This is a genomic window from Streptomyces sp. NPDC002825 (assembly GCF_040295385.1).
GTDB lineage: Bacteria > Actinomycetota > Actinomycetes > Streptomycetales > Streptomycetaceae > Streptomyces.
The window spans coordinates 86,422-101,600 of record NZ_JBEOVH010000006.1 but is presented as its reverse complement, the minus strand read 5'-3'; the positions used below and the strand labels follow the sequence as shown (position 1 = coordinate 101,600).

Here is a 15,179-nt window from a genome sequence, read left to right as displayed (position 1 = left end):
CCGATGGCCGGTGACCGGCGGGTCGGCGCCCGCCGCGCTCGGTCCGATCGCGGCCCTCGCCGCCCTGGGCCTGCTCGCACTCGGCGTCCGGTACTCGGGCCACACCCACCCCGCCACCGTGGACGTGTGGATCCAGCCGCTGTTGGTGGACGTGCGGCCGCCCTGGGCGTACGCCGCCGAGGCCCTCGACTTCCTGGGCGAACCCGACGGAGCGGTGCTGTCGATCGTGACCGTCGTGACCGCCTGCCTGCTGCTCCGGCAGCCTCGCGCGGCGGTGCTCGCCGTCGTCGGCGCGGCCCTGAGCGTGGGGGCGACGAAGCTGCTCAAGTCCCTGGTGGGACGCACCATCAACGGCGACAACCTGTCCTTCCCGAGCGGCCACACCGCCTTTCTCACCGCGCTCGCCCTCGTGGTGGCCCTCCTCGCCGGCGGTCGCCTCGGCCTCGGCAGGACGGCCGGCACCATGCTCGTGCTCGCCACGACCCTGGTCGCCGGCGCCGCCATGGGCTGGGCGCAGGTGGTCACGCGCGCGCACTACCCGACCGACACCGTCGGCGGCCTGTGCACCGCCCTCGTGGTGGTACCGGTGACGGCCTGGCTGATCGACCGGACCGCCGACGGCTTCCTGGGGCGGCCCGGCTGACGTCACGTCACCCGCGCCGCCCCTGACGTCACGTCAGACCAGCCGCCGGAACACGGGCTTCACCGGCCGCCCGGCCAGCCAGGGCGCGGGATCCCCGGCGTCCAGTGCCTTCCGGTACACCGCACACGCCTCGGCCACCACGTCGACCGTGCGGTCGATGTCGGCCTCGTCGAGCGCGCTGCTCACCACGAACGACGGGGCGAGCACCCCGCCCGCGAGGAGCCGGCGCAGGAACAGGGTGCGGTACTCCTGCGAGGGCCGGAGGTTCTCGTCGAGGGTGCCGAAGACCAGATTGCTGGCCCGGCCCCGTACGACGAGGTGGTCGCCGACGCCCATGCCGGCCGCCGCCTCGCGGACACCGGAGGCCAGGCGTTCGCCGAGGGCGTGCAGCCGCGCGGTGATGCCCTCCTCGACGTACGTGGCGAGCACGGCCATCGCGGCGGCGAGGGAATGGGTCTCCGCGCCGTGCGTGGTGGACAGCAGGAACACCCGGTCGCCGGAGTGACGCAGCCCGCCCCGCTCCATCAGCTCGCGCCGCCCGGCGAGCGCGGAGACCGCGAACCCGTTGCCCAGCGCCTTGCCGAAGGTGGAGAGGTCGGGGACGACGCCGTACAGGCCCTGGGCGCCCGCCTCGGACCAGCGCAGTCCGGTGATCATCTCGTCGAAGACCAGGACGCAGCCGTGCCGGTCGGCGAGTTCGCGCAGCCCGGCGAGATATCCGTGCGGAGGCTCGGTGTGGCCGGCCGGTTCGAGGATCAGACAGGCGACCTCGCCCTGATACCGGGTCAGCAGCTCCTCCGTGGCCGCCAGATCCCCGTACGGGAAGGCGACCGTGAGCTCGTTGGTCGCCACCGGTATGCCGGCGGACATAGGGGTGGTGCCGATGAACCAGTCGTCGACGGAGAAGAACGGATGGTCGCCGCAGATCGCCACCCGCGGGCGCCCCGTGACGGCGCGGGCGAGCCGTACCGCCGCCGTGGTGACGTCGGAGCCGTTCTTCGCGAACTTCACCATCTCGGCGGTCGGCACCGTGGCCAGGAACCGTTCCGCGGCCTCGACCTCCAGGATCGACGGCCGGACGAAGTTGCTGCCCCGGTCGATCTCCCGGCGCACCGCCTCCAGGACGCGCGGGTGGGCGTGGCCGAGGCTGACCGACCGCAGCCCGGAGCCGTACTCGATGTAGCGGTTGCCGTCGACGTCCCACACATGGGCGCCGCGGCCGTGGCTGATGACCGGGGCCAGCTGCTCGGGGTACTGGTCGTCGCCCTTGGCGTAGGTGTGCGCGCCCCCGGGTATCAGGGCGTGCAGCCGCTCGTTCGCCGTCCGTGACCGCGGCAGGAGAAGGTCTTCGGTGTCCATGCCGGTCTCACTTCTCCGCTTGCTTCAGGGCCTCGGCGAGGCGCGGCGCCTCCCGGTCCCGCCCGGACATCGAGGTGACCGGCAGCGGCCAGGGGATGGCGAGCTCCGGGTCGTCGAAGGCGATCGTCACGTCCTCGGCGGGATCGTGCGGACGGTCGATCCGGTACGAGGTGTCGGCGGTCTCGGTCAGCGCCTGGAAGCCGTGCGCGCACCCCGCCGGGATGTACAGGGTCGTCTGCGTCTCCCCGGACAGCTCGAAGGTGGCCACGTTGCGGTAGGTCGGGGAATCCGGGCGCAGGTCGACGACGACGTCGAAGATCCGCCCGTACGAGCACCGTACGAGCTTGGCCTCGCCGGCCCCGGACCGCAGATGCAGGCCACGCAGCACGCCGAGGCCCGAGCGGGACACACTGTCCTGGAGGAACGCGTTCGGGTCGAGTCCCACCGAGCGGACCACGTCGGCGTCGAAGGTGCGGCAGAAGAAGCCGCGCTCGTCGGCGAACGGCGTCGGCTCGAACAGGAACGCTCCTGCGATTTCCGGGACTTGGGTGGCCTTCATGGAGTCTCCTGCCGAACGGGCGCGTGCGCGTGGGGGGTTGTGTGGCGGTGGGGTTGGTCGGTCGTCGGGAACAGGGCGGCGGTCAGGGCGGTGAACTGGTGCTTGAGGCGCCGGACGGCGTCCTCGTTCCGCTCGGCGAGGGTCTGCCGCAGTTCGGCCGATCGCTTCTCCAGCAGCCGGAACTGTTCGAGCAGGCGGTCGGCGTCGACCTCACGCGCCGGATGGCAGTACGCGCCGAGGCCCATCCCCTCCATGAGCGCCTCGCTCTTCGCCGCGTAGGTGACCGCGAGCACCGGAGTGCCGGCCTTCAGCGCGCAGATCAGGTTGTGGTACCGGATCGCCACCGCACTGTCGGCGGCCGCCATCTCCTTCATCAGGTCGGCCAGCGAGGACGTCTCGGCGACGGTGACCAGCGGCGAGTCCACCGCGTCGAGGATCGCCGCGACCACCGGCGCGTCGACCGCGTCGCCGGTCAGCAGCCGGACCGTCCTGCCCTCCTCGGCCAGCGCGCGGACGAAGCGGATCGTCCCGTCGAGATACCGCCGGTGGATCTCCTCCGCCCGGGCGCGGTCGTCGTTGCCGCCGTGGAAGGCCATGACGCCGACGCAGACCCGGCCCGGCGAGGCAGGGAGCGCGGGGGAGGGCGGCGCCGGCAGGGAGAAGGCGAGGTCCGGGTAGACCTCGTCGCGCGCGGTGTCCACGCCCATCGCCCGGAGGGCGTCGCGGGCCTGGGCGTCCCGGTACGAGCGGTACGTGGCGAGCCGTGCCGCCCAGCGCACCAGGACCCGCGTCGGCCGGTTGCGGATCGCGGCCGCGCCGACGCTGACGAGCGCGACCCGGGTGCCGAACAGCCGGCCGGACGCGCAGAGCAGGAACAGCGCGTACGGGAAGCCCCACGGCCGCAGCGGCAGCGTGGCCTCCAGGACGCCCATGCCCGGCACGATCACCACGTCGTGCCGGCGCACCCAGGCGGCGGTGCGGAAGACGTCGACGAGCTTGCCCGCACCCTTCGCCGCGATCGAGCCCGCACGCGAGGCCGTCCGGTACTCCCCGCGGTACCAGTTGAGCCGTGTCGCGGGGATCCCGAACCGGGCCGAGACGGTCTCGGGTCCGCCGCACAGCGCGTCCACGACCGCCTCCGGGTGCTCGGCGCGCAGATAGCCGAGGATCGCTTCGAGCGACCCGTCGTTGCCGAGGTTGCCGGAGCCGAGCAGGCCGAACACCCCGACCCGTATCGGGATTCCGTTCCGGGGCGTCATGCCCGCCTGCCCTCGCGGCCGGCGACGAGGGCGTCGACGGAGACGGTGAGACGGGCCGGGTCGACCGGGGCACGGTCCTCGACCCGCTCGCCGGCCCCCGGCCGGGCCCGGCTGGTCGCCCACTCCACCAGGTGGCGGTAGCAGGCGCGCCGGTCGGCCGAGGACAGCGGCGCCCGCCGGATCGCGTCGACGAAACCCCACACGTACTCGGCGAGCAGCCGGGGCGTCGGGTGCAGCGGTCCGGCCCGGCGCGGGTCCAGGTTGACGCACCGGGAGCGCTTGGACGGGTTCGCCCGCTCCGCGCGGGTGGGATGGTCGCGGCGGAAGTAGAGCAGCTCCGGCACCTGGTGGAAGCGCCCGTGCAGACCGATCTCGCAGACGAACGTCCGGTCCGCGTGGTGGTAGCTGTCGAGCGGCTTCACCCGGCGCAGCACATCGGCCCGTATCACCCCGTAGAAGTCGTCGCCGCCGGGCTCGAACAGCATGCTGCGGAAGCGGACCGGGGCGTGCGGCGAGGCGGTGGCGAGTCCGTACTCGTACGGGACCTTCACCTGGCCGGCCTCGTCGATGACCGCCTGGTCGGCGTGGGCGAGGATCACGTCCGGCCGCTCGTCGAGGGCCTCCACGCAGCGGCGGATCAGGTCCCGGGCGTACAGGTCGTCGTGCGAGGCCCACTTGAACAGCTCGGTGCGGCACTCGGCGAACAGCCGGTTGTGGTTCGGCGTGGCACCGACGTTCCGGGGCAGCCGGACGTACCGGATGCGCGAGTCCTTCGCCGCGTACGCGCGGCTGATGTCCTGCGTCCCGTCGGTCGAGGCGTTGTCGGAGATGATCAGCTCGAAGTCCTCGTAGGTCTGGCCGAGCAGGGCGTCCAGCGATTCGGCGAGGTACTCCTCGCCGTTGTAGACGGGCAGGCCGATGGTCAGCCTGGGTCGGGCGGTCATGAGGTCCTCACTTCGGGGATGGAGTTGCGGTGGTGCTCGCGCAGGGCGGACCGCAGTTGCAGCCACCACACGGTCGAACTGCCCAGCGTCGCGGCGGCGACGCCCCAGGCCGAGCCGGCCGCGCCGGCCGCGACCGCTCCGCCGAGTCCGCCGGCGGCGTAGCAGACGGAGGCGAACAACTGGGCGCGCAGGCTGCGCCGGGCCGCGCCCAGCGCGCGCAGCCCGGCCGCCGCGCCGGTGCCGAGGCCGGCGCCCGCGAGACCGAGGGCGGCCGGAATGATGAGCTCGGAGGCGGAGGGCCAGACGTCGCCGAGCAGGAGCTCACCGAGCCCTTCCGGCACGAGGTGCAGTGCCGCGCCCCAGAGCACCGCGGCGGCGGCCTGACCGCCGCCGAGGACGAGGCAGAACGTGCCGAGACGGTGCGGGGCCTGCCTGAGGACCCGCGCCGCCTCCGCGACGGTGACGAGGGACAGGCCCATCAGGAGGGCGAGGAAGGGGCCGAGCAGGAGCTCCGCGCCCCGGACCGCGCCCACCGCGCCGAGCCCCGCGATCGCGCCGAGTCCGTACGCCCGCAGTTGGCCCGCGCCGCTGAGGCTGACGTTCTCGACGAGGTACCGGGAGCCGAGATCGCGCTGCTCGCGCAGCCAGCCGCGAGCCCGGCCCGGCCGGGGCCGGATCCCGGACTGGAGCAGGCCGTACGCCGCGGCCACCGCGGCGGAGGCGCCCCAGGCGAGCACGAAGGCGGCCACGCTGCCCACGTGGTCCGCCACCACCATGGCCGGGACGAGCGCGACGCCCCACACCAGGTCGTTGAGGAACGCCTTCTTCCCGGCGCCGGCGGCGAAGAAGGCGAACCGCCAGGAGTCCTGCAGCAGCAGCCCCGGCAGGACGACGCCGAGCGCGGTGAACGCGGTCCCCACGCTGCCGCCGAGGGCCAGGCCGACGAGCAGACACGCCGCGCCGACGGCGGCGCCGACGCCGAGGGCGGCGCCCGACGACCGGGCCACCGCCGTGCGCCAGGTCGCCGTCGGCACGCCGCTGAAGCGCACCACCAGGGGGTCCGTGGCCACCCCGCGGGAGATGTTCAGCACCACGCCGTAGGTGACGAAGGCCAGGCCGAACACACCGAACGCGGTCACCCCGAGGGAGCGGGCCACGTAGATGCCCACCGCGAAGTTGGACATGCTGGAGGCCGCCTGGTCGGCGAGGCCCCAGGACAGCCGGCCGACGAGCGCCCGCCTGCCGGTCCGCCGCTCCGCCGGCTCCGTCGGCTTCTCCCCCTCGGTGGTCATCGGCGTCACGCCTTGATCAGCCCGGCGGCGGCCAGGGCGTCCGCCGCCGCGGCGACGGTGTCGAACGGCATCCCGGCGCGCTCGGCGACGTCGAGCAGACCGTGCTCGCCGTCGGAGAGGCTGAGCACCCAGAGCATGGCCATCTGTGCCTGCTTGGCGTCGCTGCGGCCGCCGAGCGAGTCGTACAGCCCCCGCCGGCCCAGCTGTGGTTCGCCGTACGGGCTGAGGTTGACGTACCGCCGGTTGCGGTCCAGGACCGCGAACGCCTCGCGGCAGACGGCGAGGGTGTCCGCCATCGCCTCGGGGGAGACGAAGTCCAGGTCGTCCGCCGAGGTGTGGTACTCGGGATAGCCGGCGTACGGGGTGCGGCACAGCGAGCCCACGCCGAGGTCGAAGCCGGGCGAGCAGAACTGCCGCTCGTCGTACCCGTACGGCGTGAACTCGTTGATCGTGTGCGGCCGTTCGGAGGCGGCCAGGACATACCGCATCACCCGGTCGATCTCCGCGTCACCGCGCCTGCTCCGCTTGTACGTCACCTGGCCCGAGTCGCCCGCGCAGGCCAGGACGAGCCCGTGCCGCACGCTCGCGACCCGCTCCCTGTTGCGGGCCAGCCAGGTGATCGCCCCGATGGTGCCGGGCGCGAACAGGAACCGGTACGTGTAGTACGGCGTCCGCTCCGCCAGCTCCCGGGCGAGGAACGTCGCCACCGCGATGCCGGCCAGGTTGTCGTTGGCCAGCGACGGGTGGCAGACGTGACAGGAGACGATCACCTCGTCGGGCACCTGACCGGGCACCACGTGCTCGGCGTAGGTGAGGTGGCCGTCCTCGAGGGTGGAGTCGATCCGTACCTCGTAGTCGCCGTCCGGCAGCGCGTCCAGGGTCTCCTGCGCCAGGCAGAACCCCCAGGCGCGCTGGTAGTAGCTGGTGCGGTACGGCACGAGGTCCGGCTGGTCCGGCAGGGTGTGCAGATGGTCCCGCAGCTCGGCCAGCGGCATCGTCGCCGACACCGGCACGCTGTAGCCGAGCACGTGCAGGCTGGACGCGGCGAAGTCGACGACCCGCCTGCCCGTGGAGTCCGCGACGTACGCGTCCCGGATGTTCCACTCCTGCGGCACCGTCCAGTCGAGCACCTGCGTCCCGGTCGGCACCTCGTGCACCTGGAGCGGGATGTACTCGCCGACGATGTCCAGGGTGGCGCGCACACCGTCGCCGGTGATGGACCGGCAGAGCGGGTAGAGCCGCTCCACCAGCTCGTACATCTCCTCGCCGGGCGCGGTCATCGGCGCCACCGAAGGGTGTCGTCGACGGCACCCGCGTCGGAAGCGGCGCGCAGCACGGCGAGGCGGGTGAAGCGCTGCTCGAAGTCCTCCCGGGTCAGGCCGTGTTTCCGGTACGCCTCCGCGAGTTCGAGCGCGCCCCGCTTCACCGACCACTCGCAGTCGAAGCCGGGCAGCGCGGCACGGAACCGGGAGAAGTCCACCCGGTACGACCGCGGATCGGCACCGGTCTCCCCGGTGATCCGCACCTTCGCCCCGGACACCGCCTCGGCGACCTGCTCGGCGATCTCGGCGACCGTGACGTTGTTCGCCTCGGTGCCGATGTTGAACGCCCGGTCGTGCACGGCCTCGCGGGGCGCGGTCAGCGCGGCCGTGAAGGCCCGCGCGATGTCGACGGCGTGCACCAGCGGACGCCACGGGGTGCCGTCGGAGAGGACGAGGACCTCGCCCGACAGCAGGGCGTGGCCGACCAGGTTGTTCAGCACGATGTCGGCGCGCAGCCGGGGCGAGTAGCCGAAGGCGGTGGCGTTGCGCATGTACACCGGGGTGAAGTCGCCGTCGGCCAGCGCGTGCAGGTCGTCCTCCACCCGCACCTTGGACTCCGCGTACGGCGTCACCGGCCGCAGCGGCGCGTCCTCGGTGACCAGCTCGTCCCCGCCGGCGGCCCCGTAGACCGAGCAGGTCGACGCGTACAGGAAGCGCCGCACCCCGGCGTCGCGGGCCAGCCGGGCCAGGCGGACGGACGCGTGGTGGTTGATGTCGTAGGTGAGCTCCGGAGCCAGCGACCCCAGCGGGTCGTTGGAGAGCGCGGCCAGGTGGATCACGGCGTCCACCCCGGCCACGTGCTCGGCCGTGACGTCGCGCAGGTCCACCCGGTGCCCGGACGGGTCCGCGGGCCGCGGGCCGAGGACGGAGTCGGCGAACAGGCCGGAGTCGAGACCGACGACCTCGTGTCCGGCGGCCGCGAGGACCGGGGCCATCACGGTGCCCAGGTAGCCCTGGTGTCCGGTCAGCAGTACGCGCAAGGTTCATTCCCCCAGGTTGAAAGTGCCGAGATCGAGCGTGAGTTTGGTGACGGCGAACGCCTCGGCGTAGCGCGCGTGGCATTCGATGCCGCGGATGCGCGCGAGGCCGAGGAAGGCCTCCCGGTCGTACCAGGGCCGGTGCCGCTGCGAGGCGTAGTGCTCCTGCAGCAGCCGGACCTTCTCCTCGGCGATCTCCGGTGTCAGCGGCTGGTACGCCGAAGGCCGGCCGAGATCGCCGTCCCACTTGACGATCTCGTAGCCGAGCACGAGATGGTCGCGGAACGCCGTGGGCAGCAGTCGCGCCAGGCCGCGGTGGTCCTGGTGCGCGTCATCGGTGCGCGGGGCCAGGATCAGATCCGGGTCGGTCCGCTCGCGCAGCTCCTCGACCGCGGCCTTGGCCTCCTCCCAGTGCGCGGGCAGCCGCCCGTCCGGCAGCTTGAGCACGGTGAGCCGCAGGTCGGCGCCCGGGCAGAAGGCGGCGAGCGCGGCCCGCTCCTCCTCCTCGCGCTCGCCGCCACCGCCGGAGAGCACCAGCGCGTCGACCCGGAGGCCGGGCCGCGCGAGACACAGGGTCAGGAGCGTGCCGCCGGCACCGATGGCGATGTCGTCGCAGTGCGCACCCACCGCGACGATCCCCCCAAGGCGCCCGGCCCCGAGCCGGATCACGCCCGCACCCCCGCGCCGTCCCGCTCCCACACGGCCCACGGGCGGTCGCCGCGGGCGTACGCCTCGTCGAGCGCGGCCCGCTCCTTCACGGTGTCGGTCGGCTTCCAGAAGCCGCGGTGCTGGTACGCCACGAGCCGGCCCTCCTTGGCCAGGCCGGCGCACCCGTCGGCGACCAGGTCCCCGCCCTCCGGTATGTGGTCGAAGACCTCCTGGCGGAGCACGAAGTAGCCGCCGTTCTCCCACAGCGGCATGTCGCTCACCGCGGTGATCCCGCCCACCAGACCGTCCTCGGCCAGGTCCACGCAGTGGAACGAGGACTGCGGCGGCACCACCATCATCGACGCGCCCGCGTCACGCCGGGAGAAGCGGTCGATCATCTCCGGCAGCGGGGCGTCGGTGAGCACGTCGGCGTAGTTGGCGAGGAACATCTCGTCGCCGTCCAGGTGGTGCCGCACCCGGCGCAGCCGCTCCCCGATCGGCGACTCGATGCCGGTCTGCGCGAACGTGATCGTCCAGTCGGATATGTCGGTGGACAGCAGCTCGGTCCGCCCGCCGCGCAGCACGAAGTCGTTGGACGTCGTCTCCTCGTAGTTGAGGAAGAAGTCCTTGATGTGGTGCGCGCCGTACCCCAGGCACAGGATGAACTCCGTGTGCCCGTAGTGCGCGTAGTACCGCATGACGTGCCAGATCAGCGGCCGCGGACCGACCATCGCCATCGGCTTGGGCACGTCGTCGGAGGTGCCGTTGCGCATCCGCATCCCGTAACCGCCGCAGAACAGTACGACCTTCATCGCTCGACCTCGACAATGCTCAGTTCCGGGATGGGGAAGACAAGGCGGCCGCCCCACTCGTGCACGAAGGACAGCTGCTCGACCAGCTCCGCCCGCAGGTTCCACGGGAGGACCAGGACGTAGTCCGGCCGGTCGGCGGCGATCTGCTCGGGCGCCAGGATCGGGATGCGGGTGCCCGGGGTGAACCTCCCGTGCTTGTACGGGTTGCGGTCCACCGTGTACGCGAGCAGGTCGGGCCGGATGCCGCAGTGGTTGAGCAGCGTGTTGCCCTTGCCCGGGGCGCCGTAGCCGACGACCGTCTCGCCGCGGTCCGCCGCGTCGATGAGGAACCGCAGCAGGTCCCGCCGCACCTTGGCCACCCGGGCGGAGAACTCGGCGTATCCGGACAGCTCCTGCAGCCCGGCGGCCTTCTCCCGGTCGAGGACCTCGGCCACGCGGGCCGTCGGCTCGCCGGCCGTCTCGGCCGGCCGCGCCCACAGCCGGATGGAGCCGCCGTGCGTGGGCAGCAGCTCGACGTCCACCAGCGTGAGCCCGCCGCTCGCGAGCGCCCGGATCGCGGACGCGACCGTGTAGTACTGGAAGTGCTCGTGGTAGATCGTGTCGTACTGGTTCTCCTCGATCAGCGTCAGCAGGTGCTGCACCTCGATGGAGACCCAGCCGTCGTCGGCGACCAGGGCGCGCAGCCCCTGCGTGAACCCGACGACGTCGGGGATGTGCGCGTACACGTTGTTGGCCACGACCAGGTCCGCCGGGCCGTGCTCGGCGCGAACGGCCGCACCGGTCTCCGGGGACAGGAACTCCGTGAGCGTGGGCACACCCGCGTCCCGCGCCGCGGCGCCGACGTTCACCGACGGCTCGATGCCCAGGCAGCGGATCCCGCGGTCCACCACGTGCTTCAGCAGGTAGCCGTCGTTGCTCGCCACCTCGACCACGAAGGCGTCGGAGCCCAGGCCCGCCCGCCGCACGGCGTCGGCGACGAACACCCGCGCGTGCTCCACCCAGGAGGTCGAGTACGAGGAGAAGTACGCGTACTCCTTGAACGTCTCCTCCGGCGAGATCAGCGGCGGGATCTGCGCCAGCCAGCAGTCGGTGCAGACCCGGAGGTGCAGCGGGTACGCGGGCTCCGGCAGGTCGAGCCGGTCCGCGGCGAGGAAGCTCTCGCACGGCGGGGTCGCCCCCAGGTCGACGACGCTCGCCAGCGCCGCCGAACCGCACAGTCGGCATCGTGTCATTTCTCCTGCCCCCCATCTCCGCCCGCGCGGGTGACCCGTCGCGAGTCGGCGTCGTCGTTCCCCACCGGCGGCGCGCCGTGCACGCCGCCCGACCGCCCCGCGATCGCGGAGCGGTACTCCTCCACCAGGCGCGCGAGGCCGACGGCGGGGCTGAACCCCTGCTCGTACCGGCGCCGGGCCGCCCGGCCCATCTCCTGGTTGCGCCCCGGGTCCGCCGAGATCCGGCGGATGCGGGACGCGAGCGAGGCGGGCTCGCCCGGGCGGTGCAGCAGCCCGGTCACCCCCTCCTCGACGAGGTCGACATAGCCGCCGTGACCGGCGGCGACGGCCGGCACCCCCGCCGCCATCGCCTCCCCGACCACCAGGCCGAAGGTCTCCCTGGCCAGCGAGGGAGCCACCACGGCGACCGACCGCGCGGTGACCCGCCGGCACTCCGACGGGTCGAGCAGACCGGCGTACCGGACGTCGTCCCGGCCCGCCGCCCACGCGGTCACCTCCCGCTCCATGGGACCCGAACCGGCGAGCACGAGCGGCACGCCCACCCCGCCGTCCGCGGCGAGCTCGTCCCACGCGGCCATCAGCACCCGTACGCCCTTGGCCTCCGAGAGCCGCCCGAGGAAGAGCAGATGCTCCCCGGCGCCCTCACGGACGAGGCCGGGCTCGGGCACGAAGTTGGGCTTCACCGTCAGCCGCTCGGCCGGCATGCCGGAGCGCACCAGGAGGTCGCGCTGCGTCGCGGAGATGCAGAAGAACCGCTCCACGCCCGACCACCACCGCCGCCGGTTGACCGACAGACCGACCGCCAGCGGAACCGTCGCGAGGCGTGAGTCGCGGTAGCAGCCGTGCCGGATCCCGGGCAGCGACGCCTTCGACCCCACGCACTCGGTGCACGGCCGGCCGTCCCGGTGCAGCGTGCCGGGCGGGCACACCTGGGCGTAGTTGTGCAGGGTGGCGACGACGGGGACGCCCGCGTCGGCGCAGGCGGCGAGGACCGCGGGGGACAGGAGCGGGAAGACGTTGTGGACGTGCACCACGTCCGGCCGCTCGGCGCGCAGCCGGGCGGCGAGCTCCGTGCGCACCGCCGGGTTCCACGGCACCAGCAGCGGCACCGCGGCCTTGCCGAGCAGGGACCGCCCGGCGATGTCGTCGCTGCGCCGCTCGAACACGTCGACCCGGTGGCCCGCCGCGCGCAGCAGCCCCACCTCCTCGTCGACGACGCGGTTCTCCCCGCTCGGCTGCGCCGAGGAGTAGCGGTTGTGCACCACAAGGACATGCATGCTCAGGTCACCTCCGGGCCCATCGCGGGATACGCCGTCGAGGGATCTCGACGGTCGGCAGCAGGGGCGCGGCCGCGGCAGGCGCCACGAGCAGCGAGGCGGCCAGGGTCAGATGCAGCAGATACGCGGAGGCGTCGCCGAGACCGACCTCGGTGTACGAGGAGAGCGCGCAGTAGCTGATCAGGAAGATGGCGCAGGCCCTCGGCAGGGACGGCGGCCGCAGCAGCGCCACGGCGCCGAGGACGAGGATCATCGCCGCCACGATGGTGACGCCGAGGAGACCCTGCTCGTCGTAGACGGCCAGCCAGCTGTTGTCGATCGGCAGCCCGTCGAAGGACTTGTCGCCCAGGCCCGTGCCGAACACCTTCTCCCCGGTCGTCCGGGGCGCCGCGAGGAGGGCGTCCCAGACCTTGGCCCGGCCGGTCAGGTTGGCGAAGTTCTCCTGGCTCTGCCCGCGCAGGAACCATGCCCGCAGCGCGGAGCTGAACACCACCGCGGCCACCGCGGCGCACACCACCGCCCAGGCGAAGAACCGGCGGGCCGCCGCACTGGTCAGCACCAGCGAGCCGATCGCCAGACCCAGGCCGATGAGCAGACCGAGCGTGGCCGTCCGGGTGTGCGTCATCGCGAGCAGCACGAGCGACGGCACGATGACCACCGCCGCGCCGGTCCCGGTGGTCTGCCGGCCGATCAGGAGCAGGACGGTGAGCCCGATGATCACCGCGGAGTACTGACCGATCTGCGGCGGCGTGAGCGGCCACAGCGCCCCGACGAGCCGCCCGCCGTAGTACTCGGGCATGGCCGTGGCCGGTGACACGGCCAGGCCCGCGGCCACCAGGACGAGCACCGCGAAGTACATCCGGACGTGGTACCGGACGAACGTCAGGCCGCCGTCCCACCAGCGGCTCAGCAGCCACAGCGTGCCGACGAACAGAGCCAGCCGGAAGCAGCGGAACAGCGCCCCGAACCCGACCACCAGCTGCACGCTGGAGATCAGACTCGGCACGAGCAGCAGGGTGAGCAGGAACACGAAGGCGCTCGGCCGGACGCGCAGCCGCAGGTTGAGCGCGAGCGCCAGCAGGAACGCCGCGACCAGCGCGCCCATCGTGGCCATCTGGATGAGGGAGCGGGGGATCGTGAAGACGGTCTTCGCCCCGGCGGAGCCGAGCGTGTTGAGGGCGAGCAGCGCCCAGACGACCCCGACGGTCCTCGGTGTGCCGGCGGGACCGGGTGCGGCGCCGGGCAGCGTGCCCGCCGTGTCCCGTCCGCCCGGCTTCAGCGTCTCGGCCATGTCACCCACCGGCCTGTGCGTCGAAGGTGCTGCCCGCGTCCTGACCGTACGGCGCGCCCCGCCACTGCCCGGAGCCGAGCTTCCGGCTCGAGTCGTGGGCGACGAAGCTCCACGGCCCGCGGTAGACGTTGTCGTACCAACGGTTCTCCTGCCGGAGGGTGATCGCCTCGGCGACCCGCTCGCCCAGGTACGGCGACCAGTCCGGCGAGGTGCCGTCGTTGGCGAGGACCGCCATGCGGCCGCACTCCGCCGCGCACCCGACGACGGAAGGGTCGAGCGTGAAGCGGTTGTCGTGGATCTCCACCCGCCGCGTCTTCCAGCGGCAGTCGTCGTACAGCGGTGCGGTGGCGATCCCCGGCTGCGCGCAGCGGGCCTTGTCCTTCACCAGCAGGGTGCAGTAGTCGGTCGAGGTGTTGGCCGGGCTGTTGCAGAACCGGTCGGCGTCCTCCCACAGGGTGATGCCGTTCCAGTTGTCCTCCAGCACGTTCCGGTAGATCTCGATCCTGTCCGTGCGGGCCCGGACCCGTGGTTCGCCGCCGGCCTCGGAGACGTAGACGGTCGCGTACGGGAAGTCGTCGCCGGCCTCGGCCTCCTTGCGGCCCTCGACCCGGTTGTTCCGCCGGATCGTGTTGTTCCGGATGACGGCGTTGTAGCTGGTCTCGTACATCAGCGCGGCACCGTCGTTGTCCTCCAGGACGTTGTCCTCGAAGAGGAAGTCGTTGTTGTTCGTGTCCGCCCACAGGCCGGCCCCGCGGTTGTCGTGCACCCAGTTCCCCCGGACGTCGGCGCCGTCGACGGCCCAGAACTTGATGCCTCCGCTGCAGCCGCAGCCGGGCTGCCGCCGCTCCCAGTCGTCGGTGTTGTTGCCCACGATCTCGTTGCCCTCGACCACGAGACCGCGGATGGAGTCACCCGTCTTGTAGCCGTTCATGCCGTACTGGCCGTTGCCCCGCACACAGCTGGCACGGAGCTGCTGGCGGGCCCCCGCCATCAGTCCGGCGCCGGAGTTGTGCTGGATCGTCGTGTGCTCGATCACCCACCCGTCGGCCATGTCGTGGTTGACCACGCCCTCGTCCTTCGGCGCGGTGAACCCCTGCACGGTCAGGTGGCTGATGGTGACGTCACGGGCCGTACCGCCGAACGCGTAGTGGTTGGTCTTCCGGCCGTCGAGCACCGCGCCCGGCGCGCCGAGGTAGCGGTTCCCCTGCTTGGCCATGACCTGGGCGTAGGGGTCCGAGGTGAGCGTGTGCGTTCCCGGCAGCAGCCAGAACGTGGTGTTCGGGGGGCTGTCGTCGGTCTTCGCGTCCAGGTCGCCGACGACCGCCGGGTCGACCGTCACCGCGCCCGGCGGCGCCTGCGCCGGCCCGGTCGCGGGCCTGTCGCAGACCCGGGCCACGGACGCGGCGGGAGCCCCGGAACCGGAGGGCGTGCCGGACGCCGGAGGCGCACCGCCCCCGGCCTTCGCCGGCGCGTCCGGCGCGCTCGTGCAGCCGGTCGCCGCCGACAGGACCAGCGCGAGCGCCGCCGCCGGCAACGCCCAGCGCCGCCTCTCGAACACCAAGCC

General features: G+C 72.9%; 14 protein-coding genes. 1 reads left to right on the top strand and 13 read right to left on the bottom strand.

The window, feature by feature from the left end; genetic code table 11:
• Window positions 1-10 precede the first annotated feature (10 nt).
• Window positions 11-643, top strand: a complete 633-nt coding sequence (locus tag ABT041_RS10490) for a phosphatase PAP2 family protein (protein ID WP_351182226.1) — start codon at window positions 11-13, stop codon at window positions 641-643.
• A 33-nt stretch (window positions 644-676) separates the two neighbouring features.
• Here ABT041_RS10490 and ABT041_RS10485 read toward each other — a convergent pair whose 3' ends face one another.
• From ABT041_RS10485 to ABT041_RS10425, 13 genes are read right to left on the bottom strand one after another with little or no spacing between them, the layout of a single operon-like run.
• Window positions 677-2,002, bottom strand: coding sequence for a glutamate-1-semialdehyde 2,1-aminomutase (locus ABT041_RS10485; RefSeq protein WP_351182223.1), 1,326 nt, complete (start codon window positions 2,000-2,002; stop codon window positions 677-679).
• A gap of 7 nt (window positions 2,003-2,009) precedes the next feature.
• Window positions 2,010-2,561: a dTDP-4-dehydrorhamnose 3,5-epimerase family protein gene (locus tag ABT041_RS10480; RefSeq protein ID WP_351182220.1), complete on the bottom strand. Its 552-nt coding sequence runs from the start codon at window positions 2,559-2,561 to the stop codon at window positions 2,010-2,012.
• Window positions 2,558-3,820 carry a polysaccharide pyruvyl transferase family protein gene (locus ABT041_RS10475; RefSeq protein WP_351182217.1) on the bottom strand — a complete coding sequence of 421 codons (1,263 nt, stop codon included), beginning with the start codon at window positions 3,818-3,820 and terminating at the stop codon, window positions 2,558-2,560. The genes ABT041_RS10480 and ABT041_RS10475 overlap by 4 nt, the downstream gene beginning before the upstream one ends.
• A complete protein-coding gene (locus ABT041_RS10470; protein ID WP_351182214.1) occupies window positions 3,817-4,764 on the bottom strand; it encodes a glycosyltransferase family 2 protein in 948 nt (315 codons plus the stop codon). The genes ABT041_RS10475 and ABT041_RS10470 overlap by 4 nt, the downstream gene beginning before the upstream one ends.
• Window positions 4,761-6,056, bottom strand: a complete 1,296-nt coding sequence (locus tag ABT041_RS10465; protein ID WP_351182211.1) for an MATE family efflux transporter — start codon at window positions 6,054-6,056, stop codon at window positions 4,761-4,763. Before ABT041_RS10465 ends, ABT041_RS10470 begins: the two co-directional genes overlap by 4 nt.
• 5 nt (window positions 6,057-6,061) lie before the next feature.
• A complete protein-coding gene (locus ABT041_RS10460) occupies window positions 6,062-7,336 on the bottom strand; it encodes a DUF4910 domain-containing protein (protein WP_351182208.1) in 1,275 nt (424 codons plus the stop codon).
• Window positions 7,333-8,358 carry an NAD-dependent epimerase/dehydratase family protein gene (locus ABT041_RS10455; RefSeq protein ID WP_351182205.1) on the bottom strand — a complete coding sequence of 342 codons (1,026 nt, stop codon included), beginning with the start codon at window positions 8,356-8,358 and terminating at the stop codon, window positions 7,333-7,335. Before ABT041_RS10455 ends, ABT041_RS10460 begins: the two co-directional genes overlap by 4 nt.
• A 3-nt stretch (window positions 8,359-8,361) precedes the next feature.
• Window positions 8,362-9,024 carry a PIG-L deacetylase family protein gene (locus tag ABT041_RS10450; RefSeq protein ID WP_351182202.1) on the bottom strand — a complete coding sequence of 221 codons (663 nt, stop codon included), beginning with the start codon at window positions 9,022-9,024 and terminating at the stop codon, window positions 8,362-8,364.
• Window positions 9,021-9,815, bottom strand: a complete 795-nt coding sequence (locus ABT041_RS10445) for a glycosyltransferase family protein (protein ID WP_351182199.1) — start codon at window positions 9,813-9,815, stop codon at window positions 9,021-9,023. The genes ABT041_RS10450 and ABT041_RS10445 overlap by 4 nt, the downstream gene beginning before the upstream one ends.
• On the bottom strand, window positions 9,812-11,047 hold the full coding sequence (locus tag ABT041_RS10440; protein ID WP_351182196.1) for a class I SAM-dependent methyltransferase: 1,236 nt from the start codon (window positions 11,045-11,047) through the stop codon (window positions 9,812-9,814). The genes ABT041_RS10445 and ABT041_RS10440 overlap by 4 nt, the downstream gene beginning before the upstream one ends.
• Window positions 11,044-12,324, bottom strand: a complete 1,281-nt coding sequence (locus ABT041_RS10435; RefSeq protein WP_351182193.1) for a glycosyltransferase family 4 protein — start codon at window positions 12,322-12,324, stop codon at window positions 11,044-11,046. The genes ABT041_RS10440 and ABT041_RS10435 overlap by 4 nt, the downstream gene beginning before the upstream one ends.
• 7 nt (window positions 12,325-12,331) lie before the next feature.
• Window positions 12,332-13,615, bottom strand: coding sequence for an O-antigen ligase domain-containing protein (locus ABT041_RS10430; protein ID WP_351182190.1), 1,284 nt, complete (start codon window positions 13,613-13,615; stop codon window positions 12,332-12,334).
• A gap of 1 nt (window position 13,616) precedes the next feature.
• Window positions 13,617-15,176 carry a right-handed parallel beta-helix repeat-containing protein gene (locus ABT041_RS10425; RefSeq protein WP_351182187.1) on the bottom strand — a complete coding sequence of 520 codons (1,560 nt, stop codon included), beginning with the start codon at window positions 15,174-15,176 and terminating at the stop codon, window positions 13,617-13,619.
• Window positions 15,177-15,179: the final 3 nt, after the last annotated feature.